The 26,455-nt window shown below is 44.6% G+C and carries 23 protein-coding genes and 1 pseudogene; 11 read left to right on the top strand and 13 right to left on the bottom strand.

The window, feature by feature from the left end:
- Positions 1-204: 204 nt before the first annotated feature.
- Together RIG27_RS21535 and RIG27_RS21530 are read right to left on the bottom strand one after the other, a co-directional pair.
- Positions 205-1,248, bottom strand: coding sequence for a pentapeptide repeat-containing protein (locus RIG27_RS21535; RefSeq protein WP_446348535.1), 1,044 nt, complete (start codon positions 1,246-1,248; stop codon positions 205-207).
- Positions 1,249-1,588: 340 nt separating this feature from the next.
- A complete protein-coding gene (locus tag RIG27_RS21530) occupies positions 1,589-2,710 on the bottom strand; it encodes a site-2 protease family protein (RefSeq protein ID WP_446348533.1) in 1,122 nt (373 codons plus the stop codon).
- Positions 2,711-2,974: 264 nt separating this feature from the next.
- Here RIG27_RS21530 and RIG27_RS21525 point away from each other — a divergent pair, with 264 nt between their 5' ends.
- Positions 2,975-3,478 (top strand): 2TM domain-containing protein, encoded by a 504-nt coding sequence (locus RIG27_RS21525; protein WP_446348531.1) that lies wholly within the window; start codon positions 2,975-2,977, stop codon positions 3,476-3,478.
- A 93-nt stretch (positions 3,479-3,571) separates the two neighbouring features.
- On the opposite strand, the gene RIG27_RS21520 is transcribed toward RIG27_RS21525, so the two are convergent.
- The gene (locus tag RIG27_RS21520) at positions 3,572-4,462 is read right to left on the bottom strand and encodes a precorrin-6A/cobalt-precorrin-6A reductase (RefSeq protein ID WP_446348529.1); all 891 of its coding nucleotides are present in this window, start codon (positions 4,460-4,462) and stop codon (positions 3,572-3,574) included.
- 3 nt (positions 4,463-4,465) lie between these two features.
- Positions 4,466-4,663, bottom strand: coding sequence for a hypothetical protein (locus RIG27_RS21515; protein ID WP_446348528.1), 198 nt, complete (start codon positions 4,661-4,663; stop codon positions 4,466-4,468).
- A 456-nt stretch (positions 4,664-5,119) separates the two neighbouring features.
- Here RIG27_RS21515 and RIG27_RS21510 point away from each other — a divergent pair, with 456 nt between their 5' ends.
- The 3 genes from RIG27_RS21510 (at position 5,120) to RIG27_RS21500 (ending at position 9,173) form a co-directional block, all read left to right on the top strand.
- Positions 5,120-7,660 (top strand): sugar phosphate nucleotidyltransferase, encoded by a 2,541-nt coding sequence (locus RIG27_RS21510; RefSeq protein WP_446348526.1) that lies wholly within the window; start codon positions 5,120-5,122, stop codon positions 7,658-7,660.
- Positions 7,661-8,055: 395 nt separating this feature from the next.
- Positions 8,056-8,622: a single-stranded DNA-binding protein gene (locus RIG27_RS21505; RefSeq protein WP_446343483.1), complete on the top strand. Its 567-nt coding sequence runs from the start codon at positions 8,056-8,058 to the stop codon at positions 8,620-8,622.
- A gap of 260 nt (positions 8,623-8,882) precedes the next feature.
- Entirely contained in the window at positions 8,883-9,173 is a 291-nt protein-coding gene (locus tag RIG27_RS21500; RefSeq protein WP_446343485.1) for a hypothetical protein, read from the top strand.
- 221 nt (positions 9,174-9,394) lie between these two features.
- On the opposite strand, the gene RIG27_RS21495 is transcribed toward RIG27_RS21500, so the two are convergent.
- The 6 genes and pseudogenes from RIG27_RS21495 to RIG27_RS21470 all read right to left on the bottom strand — a co-directional run bounded on the left by RIG27_RS21495 (position 9,395) and on the right by RIG27_RS21470 (position 14,955).
- Positions 9,395-10,798: an amidase gene (locus tag RIG27_RS21495; RefSeq protein WP_446348524.1), complete on the bottom strand. Its 1,404-nt coding sequence runs from the start codon at positions 10,796-10,798 to the stop codon at positions 9,395-9,397.
- A gap of 134 nt (positions 10,799-10,932) precedes the next feature.
- Positions 10,933-11,874, bottom strand: a complete 942-nt coding sequence (locus RIG27_RS21490; protein WP_446348523.1) for a lysophospholipid acyltransferase family protein — start codon at positions 11,872-11,874, stop codon at positions 10,933-10,935.
- 448 nt (positions 11,875-12,322) lie between these two features.
- Positions 12,323-12,547, bottom strand: a pseudogene (locus RIG27_RS21485) (DUF29 family protein); the annotation flags it as partial.
- Between the two features lie 32 nt (positions 12,548-12,579).
- The gene (locus RIG27_RS21480) at positions 12,580-13,011 is read right to left on the bottom strand and encodes a DUF29 family protein (RefSeq protein ID WP_446348521.1); all 432 of its coding nucleotides are present in this window, start codon (positions 13,009-13,011) and stop codon (positions 12,580-12,582) included.
- 50 nt (positions 13,012-13,061) lie between these two features.
- Entirely contained in the window at positions 13,062-14,270 is a 1,209-nt protein-coding gene (locus RIG27_RS21475; RefSeq protein ID WP_446348519.1) for a tetratricopeptide repeat protein, read from the bottom strand.
- Positions 14,245-14,955: a hypothetical protein gene (locus RIG27_RS21470; RefSeq protein ID WP_446348517.1), complete on the bottom strand. Its 711-nt coding sequence runs from the start codon at positions 14,953-14,955 to the stop codon at positions 14,245-14,247. Before RIG27_RS21470 ends, RIG27_RS21475 begins: the two co-directional genes overlap by 26 nt.
- 189 nt (positions 14,956-15,144) lie before the next feature.
- Between RIG27_RS21470 and RIG27_RS21465 the strand changes: the two genes are divergently transcribed.
- Positions 15,145-15,342 carry a hypothetical protein gene (locus RIG27_RS21465; protein WP_446348515.1) on the top strand — a complete coding sequence of 66 codons (198 nt, stop codon included), beginning with the start codon at positions 15,145-15,147 and terminating at the stop codon, positions 15,340-15,342.
- 87 nt (positions 15,343-15,429) lie between these two features.
- Here the strand turns inward: RIG27_RS21465 and RIG27_RS21460 are convergent, their stop codons facing one another.
- Positions 15,430-16,635 (bottom strand): AAA family ATPase, encoded by a 1,206-nt coding sequence (locus RIG27_RS21460; protein WP_446348513.1) that lies wholly within the window; start codon positions 16,633-16,635, stop codon positions 15,430-15,432.
- A gap of 37 nt (positions 16,636-16,672) precedes the next feature.
- On the bottom strand, positions 16,673-17,218 hold the full coding sequence (locus RIG27_RS21455) for an RNA 2'-phosphotransferase (protein ID WP_446343495.1): 546 nt from the start codon (positions 17,216-17,218) through the stop codon (positions 16,673-16,675).
- A 495-nt stretch (positions 17,219-17,713) separates the two neighbouring features.
- On the opposite strand from RIG27_RS21455, the gene cutA reads away from it, so the two are divergent.
- From cutA to RIG27_RS21425, 6 genes are all read left to right on the top strand, one after another.
- Positions 17,714-18,049 carry a divalent-cation tolerance protein CutA gene (gene cutA / locus RIG27_RS21450; protein ID WP_446348511.1) on the top strand — a complete coding sequence of 112 codons (336 nt, stop codon included), beginning with the start codon at positions 17,714-17,716 and terminating at the stop codon, positions 18,047-18,049.
- 296 nt (positions 18,050-18,345) lie between these two features.
- Entirely contained in the window at positions 18,346-19,068 is a 723-nt protein-coding gene (locus RIG27_RS21445; protein ID WP_446348509.1) for a phosphatase PAP2 family protein, read from the top strand.
- Between the two features lie 605 nt (positions 19,069-19,673).
- On the top strand, positions 19,674-21,026 hold the full coding sequence (gene gntT / locus RIG27_RS21440; protein WP_446348507.1) for a guanitoxin biosynthesis MATE family efflux transporter GntT: 1,353 nt from the start codon (positions 19,674-19,676) through the stop codon (positions 21,024-21,026).
- 29 nt (positions 21,027-21,055) lie between these two features.
- Positions 21,056-22,087, top strand: a complete 1,032-nt coding sequence (locus RIG27_RS21435) for a methyltransferase (protein ID WP_446348505.1) — start codon at positions 21,056-21,058, stop codon at positions 22,085-22,087.
- A gap of 47 nt (positions 22,088-22,134) precedes the next feature.
- Complete coding sequence (locus RIG27_RS21430) at positions 22,135-23,601, top strand: pyridoxal-dependent decarboxylase (RefSeq protein ID WP_446348503.1); 1,467 nt, start codon at positions 22,135-22,137, stop codon at positions 23,599-23,601.
- An 85-nt stretch (positions 23,602-23,686) separates the two neighbouring features.
- Entirely contained in the window at positions 23,687-25,156 is a 1,470-nt protein-coding gene (locus tag RIG27_RS21425) for an alkaline phosphatase D family protein (RefSeq protein WP_446348502.1), read from the top strand.
- Positions 25,157-25,224: 68 nt separating this feature from the next.
- Here the strand turns inward: RIG27_RS21425 and RIG27_RS21420 are convergent, their stop codons facing one another.
- A complete protein-coding gene (locus RIG27_RS21420) occupies positions 25,225-26,175 on the bottom strand; it encodes a carbohydrate kinase family protein (RefSeq protein ID WP_446348501.1) in 951 nt (316 codons plus the stop codon).
- Positions 26,176-26,455 lie beyond the last annotated feature (280 nt).

The raw sequence follows: 26,455 nt of genomic DNA, 5'->3' as shown, positions 1-26,455 counted from the left end.
AAGTTTCCTGTTTGGAAAAAACGTTGTGGATGAATAGATGAGGTCAATGGTGGTAGGTGTTAGGTTTTTTAGCCTCCAACAGACACCCGACATCCGACACCCGACACCCGACACCCAACACCCTTGCTCAACCGAGCTTTTCACCTTAAGTTGACGCGGATGGGCAATGCCGTGCCCCTACATTTTTATTTGAATTTACCCGTTTTAAACCTTTTTTCTAGCGTCTGGATTATAGACAATAGTCTCGTTTTTTTTTAAGGGAGTGGGGGGGAAATTAGCCCCATCAAGATAAGCGTTGCTGAGATCAACTTGACTCAGATTCGCATCACTCAGATTCGCATCACTCAAATCCGCATCACTCAAATCCGCCCCCCTCAAATCCGCCCCGCTTAAGTTAGCACCACTTAAATTAGCATCGGTAAAATCAGTATTTCTCAGATTAGCCCCACTCAAATCCGCATCACTCAAATCCGCATTATTAAAGTCAGCATGACTCAGATTCGCTCCACTCAAGTCAGCATCACTTAGGTTAGTATCCATAAAATCAGCTTGACTCAAATCTGTTCGACTCAGATTAGCATGACTCAAATCTGCTCGACTCAAATCAGCCCCCCTTAAATTCGCACCAATAAGATTCGCATGGTTCAGGTTTGCATCAATCAAATCAGCCCCTTTCAAGTTAACTTCACTTAGATCCGCTTCACTCAAATCCGTCGCAATCAAGCAAGCGCCTGTTAGTTTGGCGGCATTCAGTTTCGCTTTATTCAGTTTCGCTTTATCCAGATGACTGTTACTCAGATCAGCGGTAATTAAATTAGCTTCTTGTAAGTTAGCTTCATAGAGAAATGCTTTCGGTAAATTAATCCGTTGTAAATTAGTGCCCGGAACATTAAGTCCTCTCAAGCTCACCCCCTCTTCATTCAAATCTTGCAGGGCTTGAACCCGCGCATAGCTAGTTTGTCGTCCATGGGCAGCGTCTATTGTGCGCCAAGCTTGGTAATAGAATTGTTTTTTTCGATTCGGCGTTTCTTTTAAAAATAAAACAACCGCCGCAAAAATACTAATCGCTTCGACATTATTTATGATTTTATATAATTTAGAGGTTTCATCCGTTATCAAGATAACAGTGATAACTAGAACTGTTGCGCCGAAAACAACAGACCAAGTGGGTAACTTCCAAAAATAAGCGACGAAATGAACTGAGAACTTTCGTGACCAAAAGATTAATCGCTTAAGTTTTGTTTTCACTGAATCACTCTTTAACCTCCTAATACACCTTTGACAAAACGAGGGTTTGAGTAGAGGGCGACCCGAAAAACTTAGTAGACTACCGTTATTAATTGATGCCAGCGGGTCGCCCCTACAAGAGAACCAATGGTGTTTCTTTTACGAAACGATGCCAATAATATTATATAGCTGTCGCTATAAAGGTTAGGACTTTCTTGACAACCCAAATGCCACGTACCCGTAATAAACCTTCTACCTTCTGCCCTTGTGCCTTGTAGCCTTGTCGCCTTTTACGATAAATCCCCCGAACTTTAGTCGAGGGATCAAGCTTAAGTCTTTAATTTCAGTGACGCCAATAGGTTTAAGCGGGATTGGTTTGAGTTCGCTTCTCTAGGAGACTAACAATTGATGCCTTTTCCAATAGTCCAACCAGGACTCCATTTTCGCGCACCACAGGCAATTGAGTAAATTTGCCTTGTTCCAGCAGCGTAATCACTTCTAACAGAGACTGATCGGATTTGACGATCGCATCCAAATCCACAGGCTGGATCAGTTCGCTGACTGGAGTCGTTGTCCAGTTCGAGGTGGGGACAGTTTTGAGATCATCAACCGCGATCGCACCGATCAATTGTCCTTGTTCATCAGTCACCAAGAACTTGCGCCATTCTTTTTTGCCGATAATGTAGTTGTTGGCAAATTCCCGCAGCGACAGATCAGGCGAGATAATTGGACTCTCTGGAATTACCGCATCTTCAGCTTTGAGATCCTGAAGTTTTTCTTGTAGGGTGGCTGATTGCGCCGACATACCCGCATTTTGCAGCAGGAATACCCCAATTAATAGCGTCCAGATACTACCAAAATTACTCAGTCCCAAGACAGAAAGGATACCGATGCTGATTCCCATCCATCCCACAACCTGACCAACCCGGCTGGCAAAAACAACACCTCGATAGGGATTCCCGGTGATTTTCCAAACCACGGACTTGAGGATATTGCCACCATCTAAAGGTAAGCCAGGAATCAGGTTAAACAGGGCTAAGACTAAATTGATCGAAGCCAGTAAACTGAGAATGGCTGCCAAGGGACCAGAGACGCCGCTGCTCACGCCGATACCCGTAAATAGGGCAAAAAGGGCTAAACTAACTAAAGGACCCGCGATCGCGACCCAGAATGCGTCGGCTGGCGTTTGAGATTCTTTCTCCAAGCTAGCTAGACCCCCAAAGAGAAACAGGGTAATCGATTTCACCTCAATGCCCTGGCGAATGGCGACTAAACTATGTCCCAATTCATGGGCTAAAACCGAGGCAAATAGCAACAGCGCACCCACGAATCCCAGCACCCAGGGTAAAAGACCTGTCAATCCGGCAAACCCGCTGAGATACCCCCCAAACTCAAAGGTGACCAAAGCTAGAACTAAAAACCAGGAGGGGTTTACGTAAAAGGGAATCCCCAATAAATTACCAACACGAATACTACCGTTCATACGAATTACCTCAAATCTACTGCCCGTTGAAAACGTTTTTTTTATAGTGTCCTCCTTGGAGTCTGAATCTATCGTAACGAAATGTAAAACTTCCGTTCCACTATTATTTTTCGTAAAATCCGATCCCAGGGGTTCGGTTGTGAACATCAGCGGGTCTTTCCTGTCTGTCTAGGTGTCGTCGATAATAATAGAGGAAGGACAACCTCGATTTGCCACTATCTATTGTTTTCATACTTCAGCTCACTCATACTCTTAATATAGGTCATGTCTGTTTCTGAACACACCACTATCCAGTCTTATCACCAAGAAGAACTCCAGCAAATCCTGAATCTCGCGATCGTCCGTCAAGCCAATGGCGGTGAGTTTTCCCGGACGCAGCTTGTAGAAATTGCAGCTGAATTGGGAATCTCGCCAGCGAACCTCCAACTAGCGGAACAGGAATGGCGGCTTCAGCAACAACAGCAGTACAAGCGCCAGGAGTTTGAACAATATCGACGCAGCCAATTAAAGCAGCGGTTTGGCAAATATATTATCGTTAATAGCTTTTTAGTTGTGATTAATTTGCTCAGTGCTGGTCAGCTTTCCTGGGCGTTGTATATTCTCTTGTTTTGGGGAGCCGGACTGGGTTTGAAGACGTGGAATACTTATCAACTTCAAGGAGACGCTTATGAGAAAGCGTTTCAAAAGTGGTATCGCCAGCAACAGTTTAATCAGTTGACTCAATCCATTTTTACCCGGCTGAACAATTGGATTAAAGCAACAGGGTGATAGGGGGCACCACTGAGGTCAACATCACGGTCATTTCTGTTTCTGAACATACTAATATCCAATTGTAAGGATTCAGGTCTATGTTTCGCTCATTCATAAATATCTCTGGCAAAACTCCAACGCTACAGCGACATCACTGGTTTGTTGTGGATACGTTACCACCGGACGATCAATGACAATTAATGGAATTCCCAACTGCGCCGCCACTTGTCGCTTCGTCGCCTCTCCCCCGGCTACCCCAGACGCCTTAGTCACTACCCGTGAAATATCCCAGTGACGCCAGAGTGCCATTTCCAATTCAACGGGTACAGGGGGGCGTAGGGCTATAATGCGATCGCGACTAAATCCTGCTGCTATAACCGCCTCTAGAGACGTAACGGCGGGAAGAATCCGGGCAAATAGAGTCGATCGCGCTTGCCAGTCTTGAAATAAGGATAAAACTTTATAACCCACTGTCAGCAGTACCCGTTGCTGGTTCAAATAATCACCCGTCACCAACGTTTCAAAGCTGTCTAAGGTAATCACAGCGGGTTGATTATTCGTCTGTAGGGGCGGGTTTAGGGAATTTGGTTTCGCTGTTGATGATAACGTTTGTTCAAAACCCGCCCTGACTGTAGAGACGCGCCATGGCACGTCTCTACACCTGTCCCCATCTCCCTCAACCCTAGGACGTTCAAAACGCAGGTAGGGAATTTGGAAACGTTGTGCCGTCGCGATCGCAATTCGGGAAATTTCCACCGCATAGGGATGAGAGGCATCAAGTATGGCTGTAATAGGCTGCTGTTGACAAAGCTGCTCAATCTGCTTCCCATTCAAGCGCCCCACTTGTATCTGTAAATTTGGCGTTTGAGGATAAAGTGACTTGGCTGCGGCTGTTGTCACCGTAACCAGATAAGGTAGATCTACAGACGCGATCGCCTCTGCTAACTGTACACTCTCACTTGTTCCACCAATCAGCCAAAGACGCCGTTGACTCGCAGGCATTACCTACCGACCTTTCAGCGCTTTGGTAAAGTTTTTCCGATAAGACTTATTTGCCACAATCAAAGCGGGCCACAACAGAGACAAATAAATCCGGTTAGGCAGACTGCGGTTGAAGTTTGTCCGATTGAACCCCGTCCAGAACTTCCAAGCGCCGTAGCCATAAATTCCCAACACGAGAAGCAAAACTAATACTTTTCCCATTCAATTAACCCCCAAGAAACCGAATCAGGGACTGTTTCACACCGACCGCAAAGCCTCAGCCGAGCAAAAGCGAGCCTACTAATTCACTCATTTTAGACCAACTCTCCCAAAACGTCTCCGGTTATATCTGGAGATATACGAATCCTTGAATTAATTGTAAAATAAAGCTTTCAGCTTTTTTAATTCAACATTTCAGTCCTAGGTAGAATTGATCCCGGATACAAGTCAAAGTAGCATTAAGTTCAGTTATAGTCTACCTATTCATCCATCCATCTATGGTTCAGTTGTAGCATGACCCCACCGAAAGTACATTCAGCTATCGCTGTTTGACGCTTTTGGGAATCACCTTCCTTGTAGGCGGTGAGGATGTCAACTTGCTAGCTTAGTTAAACGAGACAATAAATAGAAAAATATACGGTTCAAACACCGTGAAGCCAAAAATTTTTAGGAGGACTTATGCGAGCAGTGCTGATGGCAGGCGGTTCGGGAACACGTCTGAGACCACTAACCTGTGATCTGCCCAAACCCATGGTGCCGGTACTCAATCGACCGATCGCCGAACACATTATCAACCTACTCAAACGCCATAACATCACCGAAGTCATTGCTACACTTTACTACCTCCCCGATGTGATGCGGGATTATTTCCAAGATGGTAGTGACTTTGGTGTACAAATGACTTATGCCGTTGAAGAAGACCAACCCCTAGGTACTGCCGGATGCGTGAAAAACATTGCCGAATTACTTGATGATACCTTCATCGTCATCAGTGGTGACAGCATCACCGACTTTGATTTGCAAGCCGCCATTGAATTCCACAAAAGCCGTAACTCGAAAGCCACCATTGTTCTCTACCGCGTCCCCAATCCCGTGGAATTCGGCGTAGTGATTACCGATGAGCAAATGCGGATTCGCCGCTTTTTAGAAAAACCCTCAACCAGTGAGATTTTCTCAGATACAGTAAACACCGGGACTTACATCTTAGAACCCTCTGTCCTAGATTACCTGCCCGAAAACACAGAATCTGACTTTTCTAAAGACCTGTTTCCCCTACTCCTAGAAAAAGGGGAACCCATGTATGGCTTTGTCGCGGATGGATATTGGTGTGATGTGGGACACCTGGATGCTTACCGCGAATCCCATTACGATGCCTTAGATAGAAAAGTAGAGATTGACTTTGCCTACGAAGAACAGAGATCAGGACTATGGGTGGGACAAAATACATCCATTGACGCCACAGCTAAAATCGAAACCCCAGCCCTGATTGGCAGTAATTGTCGCATTGGTCCAGGGGTGAATATTGAGGCAGGAACCGTCATTGGGGATAATGTCACCGTTGGGGCTTACGCTGACCTGAAGCGTCCGATTCTCTGGAATGGTTCAATTATTGGCGATGAAGTCCATCTGCGGGCTTGTGTCATTTGCCGAGGAACCCGGGTGGATCGTCGTGCCCATGTCTTAGAAGGTGCGGTTGTGGGTGCTTTGTCCACCGTGGGAGAAGAAGCGCAAATTAGCCCCAGTGTGAGGGTTTGGCCCAGCAAGAAAATTGAATCGGGTGCCATGTTAAACATGAACCTGATTTGGGGAAATACAGCGCAACGGAATCTTTTTGGTCAGCGCGGCGTTCAAGGCTTGGCGAATATTGATATTACGCCAGAGTTTGCCGTCAAATTGGGTGCAGCTTACGGATCAACCTTAAAACCGGGGTCTCAAGTCACCGTTTCTCGTGACCAGCGCAGTATCTCTCGCATGGTATCGCGATCGCTAATTGCCGGGTTGATGTCTGTGGGGGTTCACGTCCAGAATTTGGAAGATACAGCCATCCCCATTGCTCGTTTAGTTGTACCTACCCTCGCCGTTACCGGGGGGATTCATGCCCGGGTACACCCCGATCGCCCCGACTATATTCTGCTCGAAATTTTTGATTCCCACGGCATCAATATCTCTAAGGCGAAGGAGAAGAAAATTGAAGGGGCTTACTTCAAAGAAGACTTGCGTCGATCCCCGATTCCAGAAATCGGCAATGTTAACTACCCCAGCCAGTTACTCGATCTCTATAGCGTCGGCTTTGAGCGGCATTTAAATGTGCAAGCGATCCGCAATAGTGGCGCGAAATTAGTGATTGATTATGCCTATGCAGTATCTGGGGCGGTTCTCCCTGTCTTATTGACAAAATTTGGCTGTGATGCAGTTGTCCTAAATGCCAGCTTACATCAAATGTCCCTGTCCGCCGATGAACGAGAAGGATTGCTCACCCAACTCGGTCAAGTGGTTGAAGCCCTTAAAGGTAATTTTGGTGTGCAGGTGTCCGCGAATGGGGAACAACTCATTTTAGTGGATGAATCCGGAATGCCCGTGCGGGGGGAAACCCTAACCGCGCTGATGGTTAGCGTGATGCTGACGGCTCATCCTCGCAGTACCGTAGTGGTTCCGGTTCATACCTCCGGTGCTGTGGAACAAATCGCCCGTCGTCATGATGGTCGAGTGATTCGTACTAAAGCGAATCCGGCGGCGTTGATGGAAGCGTCTCAAACTAATCCTAATGTGATATTGGGTGGTTCTGAGGAAATGGGCTTTATTTTCCCGCAACTCCATCCCGGATTTGATGCCATGTTCTGCATCGCCAAGTTGATTGAGATGTTGACGATTCAAGAGCGATCCTTAGGTCAGATTCGCAGCGAATTGCCTCGGGTTTGCCACAAAATCTATACCATGCGCTGTCCTTGGACGGTGAAAGGGGCATTAATGCGCCACTTAGTCGAAACCCATGCTAATGACGACTTAGAACTCATTGATGGGGTTAAAATTGTGGATCGGTACACAGACAGTTGGGTATTGATTTTGCCGGATGCTGGAGAACCGCTAGTCCATGTCTTTGCCAACAGCGATGATCGGGATTGGGTCGATGCAAATCTGAGAAAATATCGCACCTATGTGCAAGAGTTCATTGAACAAGAGCAAGGGTTAGAACTGCCCAAAGCTGAATCGACTGTCTAAGACTGTTCCAGACGTAGCTACGTCTGGAACAGTCAGGGCTGGTTTCGTACCAACGTTACCATCACCAACCATAAAGTCCCTAAACCCGCCCCGACAAACCAGGTTCCCTTGAGCAAGCACGTTGGGCCAAAACTTTCTCTCCCCTCCTGACAATATAGTACTTTTGTTCTAACCTTAAAGAAGGAAGCCGTTGAGTTATAGCAACGGACTCTTTTTTCGTTGGTCAACATAAGTCTGCTGGGTAAAGAGTCAATAGCTCCTATCAGAGTGATGATAGAATGGGCTAATATGGTTTTTTAAATGACCAATTGTCCCAAACATAAGCGCGACTCAACTAGCAGTCACGGTCAATCAGTGACTAGATCTATTACCTAAAGCGCCAGGAGATATTAACGATGAATAGCTGCGTCTTGATGGCACAAATTATTCAAGATCCAGAACTGCGTTACACCTCGGATAATCAAACCCCTATTGCCCAAATGCTGGTGCAGTTTCCCAGTGTGCGATCCGAAGATCCGCCTTCAACACTCAAAGTAGTCGGTTGGGGCAATTTGGCTCAAGAAATCAAGGAAAACTATGGGGTTGGTGATCTTGTAGTCCTTGAAGGGCGTCTGAGTATGAATACAATTGAGCGCCCCGAAGGATTTAAAGAAAAACGGGCTGAATTAACCACTTATCGAGTTCATAAACTGGGTGCAGATACGGACATGGGGCTACAAACAGCTACCGTTTCCCCAACGATGCAGACGACAACAATCCCATCATCACCCAAGCCTCACGAGAATGTTGTTCCCATGCGATCGCGCCCAACCCCTCCAACCCCGGCACCTGTCTCAGCACCGAGAAATCAGGACTATGATTATTCATCGCCAATGGATCAGCCGACTTATGAACCGACTACTGTGCCAAACGTTACCCCGGTTCCCGATACCCAGAAAGATTTAGATGATATTCCTTTTTAAGGGTAATTGGGGATTGGGACAATTCTCTCTTATCTCCTTCTTTCCTGGAGTACCCATGCACCGTTCCGAAAAATCTATGCAGAACTATGCACACATAGTCATATCTGTACATGCGTCGGAACGTGCAGACTAAGACAGATTGACTGCCAAGCTTGCGGTACTTGTGATCGGGCATAATTTGATATAATTGCCAAAACTAATCATTCAGATTAGGTTTAATAATACTATTGGTTTGGTTGATTTGTCAGACAGGATAGATTGTGTTTCAAGTTCTCTACCCCCTAATTCAGGCGATTCAGCCTTTTCTCATACCTCTGTGCTTTTGTCTAGCGTGGGCAATAGTAATCCTGGGTCTGCTGACAGTCTTGTTGGCGATTAAAGACGGTGTGGCAAATGCCAAGCGCATGCATCAAATCCCTTGTAGCCACTGTCAATTTTTTACCAACGATCATCGTCTCAAATGTACCATCCATCCCTCTATTGCCAATTCGGAACAAGCGATTAATTGTCGAGATTATTGTGCAACCAATCAGAGTATGACGCTTAATTAGCCCAAGGTTGCGGACGTGCCTATAATAAAATAATTCAAAAATGCTGTAAGCTGTTCGGCATTCGAACCTTAATGTCAACAATGACGAAATCCTTGTAGTGCGAGCCAGAAAGCTCGCTACTAATACGCAATTTAAATGCATGACAGCTTAATCCTTGTTAATATTCGATTATGGCACTTGTCCCACAAGTGTAGATTGAATTAACAAACGCCAAATCCTTACTACTCTAAAGCTGGACGCTGGTGAATCCCCGGATTTGTCGCTTCTAACCGGGTAGCCAACGCAATCAGCGTCGCTTCAGCCGCAGGGCGTCCCACTAGCTGAACTCCCACAGGCAAACCCTTTGAGTCAAATCCCGTGGGAATTGCGATCGCGGGTAGTCCACTGGCATTAAATGGAGGACAAGGCGCAATCCAACGAATAATATTTTGCAACGTTTCCTCTGGACTTAAAGACGCCCATTCCCCCACCCGAATTGTTGGCTGCATATAAACCGGAAGCACCAACACCTGAAACTTGTCAAAAAATCCGACAATCTGTCGTGATATAATCTGCATCTGGGCAACGGCTTGCAAATACTCCCCAGCCGAACCCGATTGGGCAGCAATCCACTGATTCATCGGACTTAACGCCGCCACGGGAATTCCTGTAGCCGTTACCCCCGCTTGCCACACCTTTTGAAAAGGTTCAATTAAACCGCTAAAATCTGGACAACCCGGTTCCACCTGATGTCCCATCTCTTCCAAGCGCCGCGCCGTTTCATGCACCGCCTGCTGACAAACCTCTGCGGCATCCCCTAGGGGGGGTATCGCTGTAGAAAAGGCAATTCGCAATTGACCCAGCGGTTGACGAGTGGCTTCCAGAAATGATACCTCCGGATCAAGTAACCAATAGGGATCACCGGGAATATAACCGGACATCACATCCAGCAACGCCGCCGCATCCGCAACCGTGCGGGCTAAAGCACCATTAGCGGCAATCCCATTTTGGCGATCGCCCACTGGGGCAAAGGATACTCGACCCCGTGCGGGTTTAATCCCCACCACGCCACAGCAGGAGGCAGGTCCACGCACTGAACCGCCCCCATCAGACCCCTGGGCGATCGGGCATAATCCAGCAGCAACAGCCGCAGCAGACCCCCCACTTGATCCACCTGGGGTGTACTCTAAATTCCAAGGATTACGGGCTGGGGGAAATCCTGGGGGTTCGGTATAAGGAAGCGAACCAACTTCTGAGGTGGCAGTTTTGCCTAAAATAATGAAGCCAGCTTGTTTAATCCGGGTAACGACTCCATCATCATAAGGCGCTATTTTATCTTTGAGAATCGGTGTGCCGTAGCTACAGGGTAAACCCTGGACAGCTGTGAGGTCTTTGATGGCAATGGGTACGCCAAAAAAGGGGGGCAGTTCAGCACTGTCTTTTATCTGCGTCAACTGTTCAGTCTTGGCTTTGGCATCCGCTAACGCCATATCAGTGGCGACACTAAAATAACTGCCCAATTGAGAATTAAACTGTTGAATGCGGGCTAAATACAGTTCGACTAATTCTAAGGGAGATACTTGACCTTGGCGAATTAATTGCGCTTGTTCTAAGGCGGGTGTGAAGGCTAAATCAGTGTTAGTCATTTATCATTTGTCCTTAGTCATTTGTTATTTGTCCTTTGTTGAAGACTGCTTGCTGTCTGTCGAGGTAGGTTTAGCGGGTGTAGGGTGAGGAGAGCAAAGCGTAACGCACCATTTCAAACGATAGTAGTGAAACCCTATAACAATAGGCAATTGAGCCAATGACGCAGAGGTTTAGGTTGGTTGGGTTCTTGATAATTATTGGGTAATAGTTTAATCAGCGCATCTTGTAACGTTTCCATCGCCTTTTTGACTTCCCTTGGTTTGGGGCGTTGGGATTGGGGAAAGTGCAAGGGTTCGCCAAAGCGCAGGGTTAATCGCTTGCGAAAATAAAGGTCATGGGTGCCAATCAAGGCTACGGGTATAATCGGTACGCCAGCCCGCAACGCATACATAATCACACCTCGCGCTAAGGGCAATTGTAATTCACCTTCAACCTCACCCAATCTCCCCTCTGGAAAGATTAAAACGCCATCCCCACAGGCAAAAATTGCCTGTACCGCCCGTTCTATCTGTCGCATGGTACCCAATCCGGCGTTGCTTGGTACATCCTCTTCAATCGCGGCGGCTAAGTCGGCTAAATCTTCGCGCCCTGATTGGGCGGCTTCAATAACCGCTTTTTCTTCTTTCCAGCGCCGTTCTAGGGGAATGACACCCCCCGCCCAACCCAAAATCCGGCGTTTCCACCAATGGTTATAGAGAGTACGGGCGTCAGCCGGGGTGTAGTAGTAGGGATGTCCTGGGACTTCGGCGAGAATCAGTAATGGATCAATGTGATTGAGATGGTTGGCGGCGAGTAACGCGGGTTGAGTGGGGATATATTCCGGGTTTTCGATTCGCACGGGGAACAGCAGATGAATGAACGATCGCAGGATGAAACGCCTTACCCTTCCCCTGACTCGCTGATCTGACTCCCCTTTGGCGATCGCATCCAGATTATTTCGGGCATTTTCGACAGCATCACGCACTCTGCGATCGCGGGCTGCACTTAATCCTTCTTTCACCCGTTGAATCATTGCAGATGTCAGGGGTGGCGATTGAGTTTGTTGGGTTTGCTGATTCTCTACGGAGGAACTCATAAGCAATTAGCCAAACAGGGAACACCGAGGTAGCCGGGAGAGACTTCATCATTCATCTTTGATAACGTCTTTCCTTGATAGGAGATGCAATAGCCCAGTTTTTCGTTTGTCACCATCTCCACTTCGTTGCTTTGATTACACAATCCTGAACGGCTTGGAGTCGCAACGGTTCAACTCCCAACGGTAGCATAGACAGTTAAAAAACTGGCATACTATTATATACCAGTTTTGCAGGTCGTTATAAGAAGTTTAAATCCTAAATTTGAGTTAGCCTCTTATGATGCTAATGGTTATCCTGGGACACAATAAGGCTATAAGTAGTAATTGTGTCCGACTACTTATCTGAAAGTAACCGTAGCATCGTAGGGGTGCAAGGCTTGCATCCGTGTCAACTTAAGGTGAGAACTTTTCCCTGTAAAACTCCTCCAGCTTTACGGCGCTTGTTTTATCGCTGAATTTCTCGCACTGAATTACGAATCGAAACATCCCAAGAACGAGTTGTGCGATTCTCAACCTGCTGTTTGATTAGATGAATTAAGAGAATTATCGCATAGCTACGGATTATCTTAATTATACCTTTATTGCCCATCTCTTCGAGTTATTCAACAATCGCGATCGCGCTTTGCGTATCCCCGTTAATCAGTAATCTTTTAAGTTCAAATAATTCTTCCATAAGAGGTATTTTAAATTTAGCAACCGCTTAAACTATTGTTTCGGTAGGACTATTAATGCCAACGCTTGATTGATAATGCTTTCTTGGTTAACCTTTTGCGCTAATTCTTCGGGTTCATATCGTCCTTCTTCCACTTCAAGAGACGCCTGATCAATCGCCGTTGGGTAAGCTTCCTCTAGGGCGAGGCGTAATTCTTCAGGCGTTAGGTAATAACCACCTGCTTTACGTCGCTTATTTTTTGTCTGAATTTGTCGCACTGAATTGCGAATGGAAACATCCCAGGAACGAGTGGTGCGATTTTCGGCTTGCTGTTTAATTAAATGGAGGAGGAGAATGACACCATAGCTACTAATATTATTGATTTTGTCATCTCGGCTCATTTCTTCAAGTTCTTCAATGATGGCTAATGCTCCTTGGGTATCACCTTTTAAGAGTAGGCTTTTGATCTCCAGTAATTCTTCCATAATAAAGTTTAGCTAGCTTATGGACTATCATTTGTTTGTTTAACAGTTTATCAAGACATTTGGCTGCGGCAATGCTCTAAACTTCTACGCACTTTAACCGTTTCTGGATGTTCGTTTCCTAGCCGTTTTTCAAGAATATTCAAGGCTTGCAAATATAACTGCTCAGATTGTGCCTTGGAATAATATCCCCAAATGTGTAAATGAGCTAAACTGCTAAGAATTATACCAAAATTTGGATGATCTTCTCCCAGGGTTTTTCGTGCCAGTTCTAAAGCATCTTTATAAGTTCTCTCTGCTGCTGGCAAATTATCACACTTTAGGTAAAAATATGCAAAATTATCCAATATACACACAGTTAAAGCAAAATTCATATCGGGAGGTAGGCTTTGACTAATTTGTAAAGCTTCCTCTAACTTCAGTTGAGCCTGATCACAATTATCTTGTTCACAGTAAATTTTTCCCAGCGTATTTAAGTTTATAGCCTTACGTTCAAGAAGTTTATTGTAAAAAGTTGGATCAGCTATTGCTATTGAAGGTATAGTTGAACAGGATTGTAAAAGTATATTCAAATTTTCGATAACCTGATTTAACTGTTCTAATGCTTGCTCTAAAACAGATAAAGCTTGAGAGTATCTCTTTTCTTCACAGTAAATTCTCCCCAGAGTAGTGCGAATAGCTGTAGTCGAAAGAGCTGCACGATAATCAGTTGAAATATTATCATTTCTTAGTCTTTCTGTCCTTTCTAAAGCTTTCATGCATAAAATTTCTGCTTGAGTATAATTACCTTCAAGAGTATAGGCAAAAGCTTGATTATTCAGCATGGTTACAACTGAAACATTACGAGTTTCAGCGATAGAAAATAATTCATCAAACCAAGGGTTTGCCTGATCATAAAATCCTTGACTTTGGTAGAAGCTAACCAAACCTAGAAAAGGTTGTGGCAAATCCTGATCGATTATAAACTCTTTTATAACTGTAGCTACTTCTTCCATGTGGGGAATAACGGGAGAAAATTCTTTAATCAACTCCAAAGTAGAGTTTTGTGGTATTTCTATTGCTACTTGTACCATTACTCTACACATTCCTTGTTTTATTTCATCCGCAGACTCGATTCCTTCCAGCTTATCCTTGAAATAATCCCGAATTAACGGATGTAAACTGTAGCTTGTATGTTCTCTATTAAGCAAACTTAGCTTAATTAAATTCCTTCTCGGTTTTTCCAAGTCTTCCAAATCAATGTTGCTTATAGTTGGTAACATTATCTACTATCAGTAAAACTTCACCTTCAGCCCAATGTTGCCAACAATAGCGCACCCGTTCCACTGGAGACAAGTTATCTAAATTGATACTGGGGAAAAAATACGGACGGGCAAATTCCACTAACTTTGAGGCAAAATCATTAGCTGGTAACCAACAAACTCCTCCCTGATAAGTGGTTAAATGTTCCCGTGCATATTGAATCGCCAGTTCAGTTTTACCCACTCCTCCCATCCCAACAACCGCCGCCGTGATAGCAACTTGAGGATTTTGTTGCAACAAATGGTGTAGGTCAGTCAGTTCGTGATCGCGCCCTTTAAACTGCTGGCGCTGAATCCCTTTGCGACTCAGGTTTTCGTAGGCTGTGGGTTGGATAGGGGTATTGTTAGTAACGGATTCTGAAACGGATGCAGATGTCTGTGTGACTGAATTCCACTCATTGGGATCGACTACCTCGGTTATATCTAAATCCAACGCTTGGACAATTGCGATCGCATACTCCCTATCCTTAGGTTTACCATAGAAAAATCGTTGAACTGTTTTCTCGTCAACTTGTGCTGCTGTAGCAACGTCGAAATATGTCCAAGGTTTGCCTTTCTCATTACGTCTACTAGCCTTCGCCTGTAGAAGTTTTTGGCGTCCTGTTTCAGTTGCCCGAACACCACGAGATTTGCGCGTTTTAGTCATAACGGTTTCGTCTGGGGATAAGGGTACGGCAATGCCGTACCCCTACGGGATTCATAGCCATAGTTTAACTCGTCTTACCCCTGATCGGGGAGGACAGAAAAGGGAACTTATTATCTGTCCTGAATTGGTCTGGAAGTTAACCTGGCAACAACATTAGTCTGGTTTCATCATCAAATTAATCAGGATAAAATGATGGATAACCGACAAACCTCTCCTGTACAATCTGAACAGACTATTCAACCCGTTGAGCTTGTCATTCCCTCTCAGACTCCAATGGAAAACCCTTCTAATTGGATGCGAGACGGAGACAGCCCCGCCGAGATTATTCTAGCAATCGCCGTATTGATTGGTGCGATCGCGGGATTGTTAAAAGTTGTAGTTCCCTAAAATACAGGATGTGGGCGATTCATGAATTGCCCCTACGGGCGTGAGATTAATCCATCTTGCTTAGGTGTATCACGCCCCTACTCAACCTTACACAAATCGATGCATAAACTCGTAGGTTAAATCCACTCGTCCTTTACGTAACATCGCCGGGTCGAATCGTTCTGTGGTATTACAAGTCATTAATACCACTAATTTTTGCTGCGCTTTAATTCCGGTGTCATCAATCACACTCTGATATAACGTTCCATCCAGCAAACTGAGAATATGCTCCGTTTTATTATTCCATTGCGCCACTTCACTAGCTCGATTTTTGGCTAAGTTATCCGCTTCGTTAATAATTAGGGCAACTCGTTCCAAATAACTCGGCGGTACAAAATTTTCTACCGCATCATGATCCAGAATGAAAATAGTATACCCCAACGGTACAAGAACTTCTTTTGCCAGCGATTGTGTCCATACCGTTTTCCCGGTTCCCGGTTCACCATGCACCACAATTGCTAACTGATTTTGATCCAGAATTGCCTGCTGAACGGTATCCGTAAACCGTTGAATATCGTTGGGAAAATCTCTAATCTGAAACTGACTGTGAACCTGTCCCACCCGACTTTGATAGCCACTCAGCATCACGGCTACATTATAGGTCGCTTTATTCACTAAAGGTCGAATTTCATCCGCCATTAAACTGTAGCAGCGCCGTCCTTGACCCTGGTTATTGATTTGTAACCAAATTTCGGGATTAGACCAGTAGGCATAGACTGTGCCAAAAACGTCTAAGCGTTGCCAATTGGCAAACTTTTCCAGGGGATAATAAAAGCGGCGATCCATGTAATCTTGAGTAATTAAATCGGGACTGCCCAGAATATCTAAGACTTTAAATAAAGTGACTTCTTGCAGTCGATTCAGGACATACTCAATCGGAATACTCTCACGGGTAACCGTTTGGGTGACGGGTGTATTGACGAATATCGTCTCCCCCTGAGAATGATTGGGGGCTGGCGGGTCAGGGGTAATGTACTCCCAGAACTCATCCCACTCATAACGCATATTTTCGGAAAATAAGCTCAAAACATTGGCAAAAATATTATAGTGATTTCGCCCTAATGCATCAGCAACATCACTGGTAAAATCTAGAGTATTTTGCAATAACTCTGATGTATCATTTTGCAGCAAATGCCAAACAAAATCCCAATCAAACTGCCGGGATAAAGGACGCCAGCCTAACCCCAATAACCCTTTCGCTTGCCGATTATTCTGATGAGAATTTTCTTGAGACCAAACCTGTTCTGAATTCATCACTATTTTTCCTGCTGAGTTGGAGACTCCTGGCGGATTAGAGTTGCTGTAGATATTTAGGGGGAACAAAATTCACTAACCACACCCCATTTTCGGAACAGTAGAATGTATGACCTTTTTCAGACATGGCTTTAGCATCGACAGCCAAAACCACCGGACGGCCATGACGCTGTCCTACTTTTTTGGCGGTGGCGATATCCGGTGATAAGTGGACGTGATGCCGTGACATTTTACATAAGCCTTGATGCCGAATCGCTTCCACAGTTCGGTGACCTGTACCGTGGTAGAGTACCTCTGGTGGAAGGGTTGGTTCTAACTGTAAATCAATCGCGACACTATGTCCTTGATTGGCGCGAATCCGAGTTTCTGTCGCATCAAAGGAAAAGCGTTGTTTATCATTGTTGGCGACGACTTCTTTAAGTTCATTGAGAGTAAGAGGAAAGGAATACTGTTTACAAGCAGATAGAAGTTGATTAACGTTGACCCAACCCCCTGGTTCTAAGGTTAACCCAATCCGTTCGGGTTGATGCCGCAGATGTTTGCTGAGATATTTGCTAATTTTAACCAGGCGGGTAGAGTTCATGGTTGATTGAATCAATAGCTTTTAAGAATAGTTTCGCTAACCCTAAACAATGGTTGGCTAACGTTGCCTTGAGTCTGAGTCAGATCAATGGGTTCACCCTCATGGGTGAGGACTATGCCAACTTGTATTATACAATACTACAATTAGTAAAATTTGTCTACCTGTCAACTCTTCTGTAGCAATTGAATCCATTCTCGCGCCGCTTAAACCTTAGCGGTAACGGGTTGGGCGTTTTCTGAGGTTACAGGCTTTTGCCAACAGCATAATGCTTTTGAGAATTCCCTTAGTGAGAGAGAAGAGGAAATGAGGAATGCCTGTTTCAATAGCAGAAAACGTGGAATTAACGCTACCTGCTAAAGGATGATTTATCCACGAGGTACTATTCCTACCTCTGATATAGATACTCCGCGATCGCACGATCATCTCGTGTAACTATATATTTTTTTCGGGTGAATTGATACAATGAACCAGGCGTAGGAACAGAGGAATGGTTCTATGGAAAAGACATCAACCTCTAGCTATGGTGTAGTATTGGTAACGGCAACGTCAAAAGAAGAAGCAGACGCGATCGCTTCATCCTTAGTGGAAGGGCGGATGGCAGATTGTGTCAGTATTACACCCGTGCGATCGATTTATACCTGGGATGGAAAGGTGAATCGTGACCAAGAGTGGCAATTGGTGATCAAAACAGATTTATCTCTATTTGACCAGTTAGCTGCCAAAATTCAGGAGTTGCATAGTTACGAGGTTCCCGAAATTATTGCCCTGCCGATTATTGCTGGATCTCAGGCTTATTTACAGTGGATTTCAGAAAATGTATCTGTTCGATGAGAGATACAAGCCTTTTGATTGTTGAAGGTTGTAGGGGCGGGTTTTACAACTATCGTTTCTTTTAGACCCAGATTTGACTAAACCCGCCCCTACCACTGGGCTAGTTTAGGGACTATCGTTTCGCCACTGATGATAACATTGAATCAAAACCCGCCCTGACCTAATTTTAAATGTATGTATAAGGATGAGGGATAAATAATTTCTTTATGTCCTTTGTCCTCAGATGTGGGATAATCAGACTTTTGAGGAAGTCGCCATTTTTTTTAAGTTGTACACAGTCACATTTCGCAGGTTTAATGTCTATTTATGAACTCTCAAAGCGTATTCAATCATTTTTTAAATTTCTGAGCAAATTACTGATCCACCATTGGCGTTCTCTGGTTGTCTTATTTCTGGGTGTTTATTTCCCCCTGCAAATCTTCGGAGAACTAGCCGAAGAGGTTTGGGAAAAGGAAGGGGGTTTTCCTTGGGATGTGCCAATTTTATTAGCGATTCACTCAACAGCGTCCCCTCAACTTGATGCGTTTGCGATAACCCTGACGAAGTTCGGTGCCTATTGGGGGGTATTGCCCTTATCTGTAGCGATAGTACTGATCTTGGCATTCCGACGCCAGTGGCGATTACTCACCTATGCACTGATAACTTTATTAGGGAGTGTGATTATCAATCGCACGGCGAAATTAGTTCTCCAGCGAGTGCGCCCTAACCTTTGGGAATCCCCGGCGCCAGAATTTGATTATGCGTTTCCCAGTGGACATGCGATGGGAAGCATGACTTTTGCGATTGTATTAATTATTTTGACGTGGAATACCCGTTGGCGTTGGCTGGTTGTGATTGGGAGTATCGTGTTTGCGATCGCGATCGGTTGGACTCGGATGTATTTAGGGGTTCACTACCCCAGTGATATTATTGCCGGTTGGATGGCATCCATTGCTTGGGCGGTTGGTGTCTGTTTGCTGATTAGACCCCATCGGAGTCAGCGACGACTTGAGAAAGAGGAGACTATACCATCCGTATAGTAGGGGTTTGGTAACCAAACCCCTACTGTGTCTTAAGTTGACACGGATGACTGACGTGCGCCAGATTTAACCGTAAAATCTATTCCACCATTTTAGGTTATTTAGCTTTGGCGATCGCAAAGCTATTTCAAATTGGGTAAATCATTAACATATCACGTATTACACAATAAAGTACGATTTTTAGTATATGAATATCCTAATAAACTTGATTTTAACATAAAAAAAATATATGTTTTTTCCCTAGACGTTGTGAATATGCAATGCTACAGTTAAATGAAAGTTAAGGTTTAGTAAAAAATTAAATTGATACCAGCTTTTTGAACAAAAATTACTGATGAAACGTGAAATCTGTTTAGTGAATAATTGAATCAAGACTCACATCTATTATTTATCGGTAAAACATCAGATTTTTGCAGTGTTTCCTCTACTAGTGCATGACGGAAAAAGTTACTGATCACCTCCTTGTCCCCAGGGGAGTAGAGGATCAGAACTGATTTTCAATTTTCAGGTGTTTCTATCCTGTTTGCACTCTAATATTTATTTAATTAGATTCAAATTATATCTAAACAGCGGTCAAATAACAGTAAGACCCTTTAAATTATAATATGCAGGAAACAGATTTTCAGATTAGCTCTCGTTTTACTAAACTCACAGTTGTTAACATTATCTCCAATATTATTGTTCCGTTAGTCGGGTTAGTTGATTTAGCATTTTTAGGACATTTAACGGATATTCGCTATCTAGCGGGAGTCGCTATTGCGGTCATTCTTTTCGATTACCTTTACCGCACTTGTAAGTTTTTACGCATGGCAACGACTGGTTCAACGGCTCAGGCAGTGGGACGTTCAGACAACGAGGCTGTGTTATTAATCTTGTTGCGAAACGGTTTAGTCGCACTCGTGGTTGCGGCAATTATTATACTCTTACAGTACCCCATTAGAGAACTCGGTTTTACCCTACTCAGTGCTGCACCAGAGGTAAAAGTAGCTGCGAGAGACTACTACAATACCCGGATTTGGGCAGCACCCGCAGCTTTATCTAATCTCGTGCTAATCGGTTGGTTTTTAGGGCAATCTCAGAGTAATAAAGTGCTAGCTCTATCCATTATTAGCAATGGCACCAATATTGTTTTAGATTACTTATTTATTGTCCAGTGGGGATGGAATAGTGCGGGAGCAGGTGCGGCAACAGCGATTAGTCAGTATGTGATGTTCGTTTTAGCGCTAATACTGATAGCTGGAGATGGTTATTTGCAAAAATTACCAGCCGTAGCCAGACAAATTTTTGACCCCGTGGCGCTAAAAGCCACATTTCAGATGAATCTCGATGTATTGATCCGCTCGCTGGGAACAATTACAACGTTTGCGCTCTTTGCCAGCTTGAGTGGTTTCCTCGGAACCGTCGTTTTAGCGGGTAACAGTTTAATGGTGGAAGTGGTCAATCTCGCCGTATTTTTAATTGAGGGTTCAGCATTTGCGACGGAAACCTTAGCTGGAAATTTTCACGGTGAGGGGTGCCACGAGAAGTTGCTTCCCCTACTGCGCTTGTCTGGGGGAACGAGCTTGAGTTTAGGATTAGCTCTGGCATTGGTTTTTATTTCCTTTCCCGAAAAAATGTTTGGCTTATTAACCAATCATTTAGAGGTAATTGACCAAATTAATGACTATGTTTTATGGCTATTGCCTGTGTTAGTAATGGTGGGCTTTGTCTATATGTTAGAGGGATATTTTTTGGGCTTAACTCAAATGTTTGTCCTGCGAAATGGCATCCTCGCCGCGTTCTTTATCGGATTTGTTCCTTTAGTGATTGCGGCGTGGCAGTTTGAGAATGTTCATCTGTTGTGGTTGGGGTTATTAGTGTTTATGGTGATCAGAGCAATTACCTTAGCTCTATATGTGCCTTCAACGCTAAAACAGGATGAGGGATTGGAATTAAATCTAAGTACAAGAGTCGGCTGAATTAAAAACAATTAAGGAAATTAAACAAGATGAATCAAACTAAAACCATAGAAAAAAAATCACCGATGATGGCTTTTGTTGAATTGGTGAGTGGATTTTGGATTTCCCAAGCGATGAATGTTGCCGCTAAATTGGGTATCGCTGATTTATTGACAGAAGAAGCGAAGAGTATTGACGAGCTGGCGCAAGCTACCAACACTCATGCGCCATCGCTTTACCGGCTGCTGCGTACTTTAGCGAGTGTAGGCGTTTTTACTGAAGTAGAGCCACATTGCTTTGCCTTAACTGAGATTGGTGAATATCTACGCAGCGATAATCCTGACTCATTGCGCTACCAAGCTATCATGCACGGTGATGAGTGGCATTGGCAGGGTATTGGGGAAATGTTTCGCACAGTAAAAGATGGTAAACCAGGACTACAGCACCTTTATGGATTTGATAGCTATTGGGAATATTTAGCCCAAAATCCTGAGTTTCAATCCAGTTTTAATAAAGCAATGCTCGGTGTATCCAAAAACTATCATACGCCATTGATTGAATCCTATGACTTCTCTAAATTTACTAAAGTTGTGGATGTCGCTGGTGGTGAAGGTATTTTCCTCTCATCTATTTTGAAAGCTAACCCTCACCTGCATGGGGTCTTATTTGATATGCCTTCAACGATTACCAAAGCGGCAGATTTTATAGAAAGAGAGGGATTAATGGAGCGCTGTGAAACCGTGGGAGGAGACGTATTTAAAAGTGTACCTATAGGTGGCGATGTCTATACCATGTCATATATTATGATTGACTGGGATGACAACAGTTGTCTCAAAATTCTCAAGAGTATTCGTCGGGCAATAAGTGACAACGGAAAATTGCTGATTATCGATTCTATTATTCCTTCAGGTGATCAATCCAGTTGGATTAAGTGGGTGGATTTATTCGAGCTGTGCTTAGGATATGGAAAAGTACGGACTGAAGCAGAATTTCGAGAAATTTTTCAACAAGCAGGTTTTCAATGTTTGGAAACTTTTTCTGTGGGGACTCCCAGTAGCCTCATGGAATTAGCGCCCGTGTAATTGTCATCTAAAAAAATTACCACTATTCACGTTTAGAAGAGATTTAAATGACGAAAGAAATCAACTATCACATGTCCCCAGAAGAATTTCGCCATTGGGGATATCAAACAATTGATTGGATCGCTAACTACATGCAGAATGTAGAGGATTTACCCGTTCTGTCTCAAGTTAAACCCGGAGAAATTAGAGCTAACTTGCCCGATGCTGCCCCCCAAACCGGTGAATCATTTGATGCAATTTTAAAAGATATTGATCAGATCATTGTGCCGGGATTAACGCACTGGCAATCGCCTAACTTTTTTGCCTTTTTTCCAGCGGGTGCTTCTGCTCCCTCAATTTTAGGAGAATTAATGAGTGCGGGGATGGGGGTGTTAGGATTTTTGTGGGCAGCCTCTCCCGCTTGTACGGAGCTAGAAACCCATGTACTCGACTGGCTGGTTGATATGTTGGGATTACCCTCCCACTTTAAATCCTCAGAAACTGGGGGAGGTGTACTGCAAGATTCAGCTTGTAGCGCGGCTGTGGTTTCTCTTATCGCCGCCAGAGAACAAACTCAAGCTGATATTAATCGGTTGGTGGCGTACACGTCAAAAGAAGCGCACTGCTCCATTGAAAGAGCCGCAAAGATTGTTGGGTTGCGCCCAGAAAACGTGCGTTTAATTGAGGTGGATAAGCATTATGCGATGTGTCCAGAAGCACTCCAACAGTGTATTGAAGCCGATATCCAAGCTGGTTTAATTCCCTGTTACTTAGCCGCAACCGTGGGAACCACCTCCTCCAACGGAATTGACCCGATCGCAAAGCTGGGAGCGATCGCGCAAGAGTATCACCTCTGGTTCCATGTAGATGCAGCCATGAGTGGTACCGCTGCTTTATGTCCAGAGTTTCGCTGGATTCACCAGGGATTAGAACAAGCTGATAGCTATTGCTTCAATCCCCATAAATGGATGATGACAAACTTTGACTGTAATTGCTTCTATGTCAAACATCGGGAAAAATTAGTTCAAGCCCTCTCGATCATGCCAGACTACCTGAAAAATGAAGCCACGGAATCTGGACAGGTGATTGACTATCGAGACTGGCAGATTCCCCTCGCTCGCCGCTTCAAAAGCCTCAAGTTGTGGTTTGTGATTCGCCATTATGGGATTGAAGGTTTACAACATTATATTCGCAAACATGTTGCCTTAGCCCAAGAGTTTGCCCAATGGGTCAACTCTGATCCACGCTTTGAGTTAGTTGTCGATCCTCCCCTGAATTTAGTTTGCTTTCGACTCAAGGGTGGCGACTCCGTGAATCAGGCACTGCTCCAACATCTGAATGCGTCTGGAAAACTCTACTTAAGCCCAACCCGACTCAATCATAAACTCACCTTACGTCTGTCAATTGGTCAAGCCCAAACCGATCGAAATCATGTTAAGCAGGCTTGGCAATTAATCTGCAATTATGCTGATGTATTAATCCCACAACCTAGCACAAAGTTTGTTGAAGTAAAACTGGCTAACCATTTCCGATAAAAACATCAACGTTACGATCAAATATCTTGACACTTTAGCTGCCATCTGAAAATAGAATCAACAACCATCATTACAAATACACACCATGATTCAATTAAAACCGCTAACCGTTGGACCCATTCTCGGACATGTGACTGACCAAAGCGCCCGTATATTTGGACGGGCTGAATATCTGCCATCACCTCATGCGTTACCCCCAGGTTGGGGTGTGCAAACCCATCAACTGTTTCAACCCTGTTTTGGTGTAGCTCGTATCCGTGCCGTGGGAGAGTCAGAGTTTCAGCCGCCCCAATTCTTTAAAATGAATCCAAATTTTGATATGTCTGGCGTCGTCACGTTTACCGGACTCAAACCTGAAACCGACTATGAGTATCAAATGGGTTGGTTTGTCTGTGAAGATGAACCCAATTCTCAACTAAAAATAGACTGGTCAAAAGCCAATCAACAACGCTTTAAATCCGGAAGTAATGATTCCCAGCGTCCTCGTTCCTTTGTCTATGGAGCCTGCCGTTATATGCAGCGACTAGCGCCCGGAGTATGGCGATATGTCGAAGACGGGGAGCAAACCTTTGCGGCAATTAATCAACAAATTGAGCAAGGGATTGCCACCGATGCGTTTCTTTTAGTGGGTGACCAAATTTATGCTGACGATAACTTCGAGGAAGTCACGGATGCTGACTTAACCGTTGAGCGATATTTTGACCGCTATCGAACCACCTTTTCTCAACCCAATGTGCGGCAACTGATGGCACAAGTCCCCACCTACATGACCCTGGATGACCATGATATCCTGGACAATTGGCCCCGTAATGCTGGGGACAAAGAATGGCAACTTGTTTATCCAGCCGCACTTCAAGCCTATGAAACCTACCAAATGAGCCATGGTCCCTTATTCCCTGCACTTGAACAGGATGAACGAGAACGGTATAGTGGCTTCTGGGGGAATTGCCGCCTGTGGTACACCTTTCAGGATGGTTGTTGTGACTTTTTCGCCCTAGACTGTCGCACAGAACGGCAGTTAGGTGATACGACAGAAACCCGTGCCATGTTAAGCTCGGCACAAATGGAGGCTTTAAAAGCCTGGTTATGTGATGGTTCAGATCGGGTCAAATGTGTGATGACGTCCATTCCCTTTTTTCCGGATAAGTTGTCTGGAGAGGGACTCGACTCAGATAAGTGGGGCGGGTTTCTAAAGCAACGTACAGAACTGCTCGATTTAATTTTTGACCATGATATCAAACGGGTCGTTTTTTTAGCCGGAGATGTCGCTTGTGGCATGAGTGCTGAATTACGGTGTCAGGAGAAGCCTGATTTTAAAATAATTTCGGTTATCTCTTCAGGTCTGGCTTGGCCCCTGATTCACAGGAAAGCGAAGCACTTCCAGATGGAGGGTAAATTGGTCACGCTTTCAACTCACCGTTACGAGTTAGCTGAAGCTGGTCCAGTGGTTTCCGTTGATCTGTTCACACGAGTCACCATTGATTTAGATGGATTGACGGTAGAGATATTTTCCAGCCAAGGAAAATTGATGAATAAAAAAGTCCATAAGTTTTAATTAGGGAATGGGGAATGGGCAATAGAAGAATTGGCTTTGCCTATTGCCTATTGCCTATTGCCTTCTTACTAAAGATATTCCACTTGAAGTTGTTCAGCTAAAGTTTGGCTTTCCATCAAATTTGGCGGTTCAAGTCCCACACGACTACATTTGATCGAAGCTGTAGCTGTCGCAAACCGTGCCATTGTCTCCAAACTCCACCCCTGGAGATAGCCGTAGATAAAACCGGCTGAGAACGTAGCACCTGCACCAAATGAATCAATCGCCTGAATTGAGGGAGCATGAACCCGAATCGCCTGTTGCTCCTGTACAACCAAGCATCCTTCTCCGGCTAAAGTGATCAGCGCTGTTTTTACACCCGCATCCAGCAAAGTCTGGGCTACAGCTAAAGGTGATTGATCACCCTGTTGGGCAGAATCTGTGACGGCTTGACAAATCGTCGCCCGTCCCGCATAACGGGTTAAAATATCGGGATCTTTGTGCAAATGTTCCAGGTTTAAAAAGATAGGGATATCGAGTCGAATGGCTTCGTCCATGGGACGGAGAATGTGATCTTCGTCATACCAATCGACATACAGGAGACGGCTTCCGTTTAACAGAGACAAATCAGCCGTATCTAACGTCGCCAGTACTCTTTTATCCGGTTGCCAAAAGTAAGTACGACCTCCCATAGCATCTGAAATTAAGACCACCAGTGTGGTTGGCAGTTGTGAGTCGAGGCGCACTTCACCCAAAACCCCACTAGATTTAAGGTGTTCTGCCAGCCATCGTCCTCGATAGTCTTTCCCCAAGGCTGAACCAATCAAACCACTGGGAATATCCCACCCGCGCAACATTGTGGCAATCATGGCGGCATCTTGTCCCAAACTATCTCGTTGTTCCTTAAATAGACCGCCAAAATTTCGTTGGGGCCATTCATCAATGACGAGTAACTCCATAGCCATGAGCGAACCAAAACAAACAACTTCTGCTGTGGTTGGACGTTTGACATCACGTTGGGTATATTTTTCTGTCGTCACTTTTGTATTTTCTAATTTAACTCGATACAATTAGATAGTAGGGGTGTCCCGCTAATAGCTCAGGGATAATTAATTCGTTAGGACTATAATATCATTTATGAGTGTCAACTGAAAGCTGAAGTGCCTCTGATTAACATCTGTCACAAATTCATACTGGGGAATGTGATACATGAAACTTAAGTCTCAGGAATTGAGGGGGCAAAATAGTCGCTTATGGCACTAAAGTGCCTACTACGAACCTAAATGAAGTCTGGGACATTCTATTCAAATAGGTCATCGT

It is taken from the genome of Coleofasciculus sp. F4-SAH-05 (assembly GCF_040222985.1).
Taxonomy (GTDB): domain Bacteria; phylum Cyanobacteriota; class Cyanobacteriia; order Cyanobacteriales; family Coleofasciculaceae; genus Coleofasciculus; species Coleofasciculus chthonoplastes.
The sequence above is the reverse complement of the archived record's forward strand: the minus strand, read 5'-3'. Positions and strand labels throughout refer to the sequence as shown.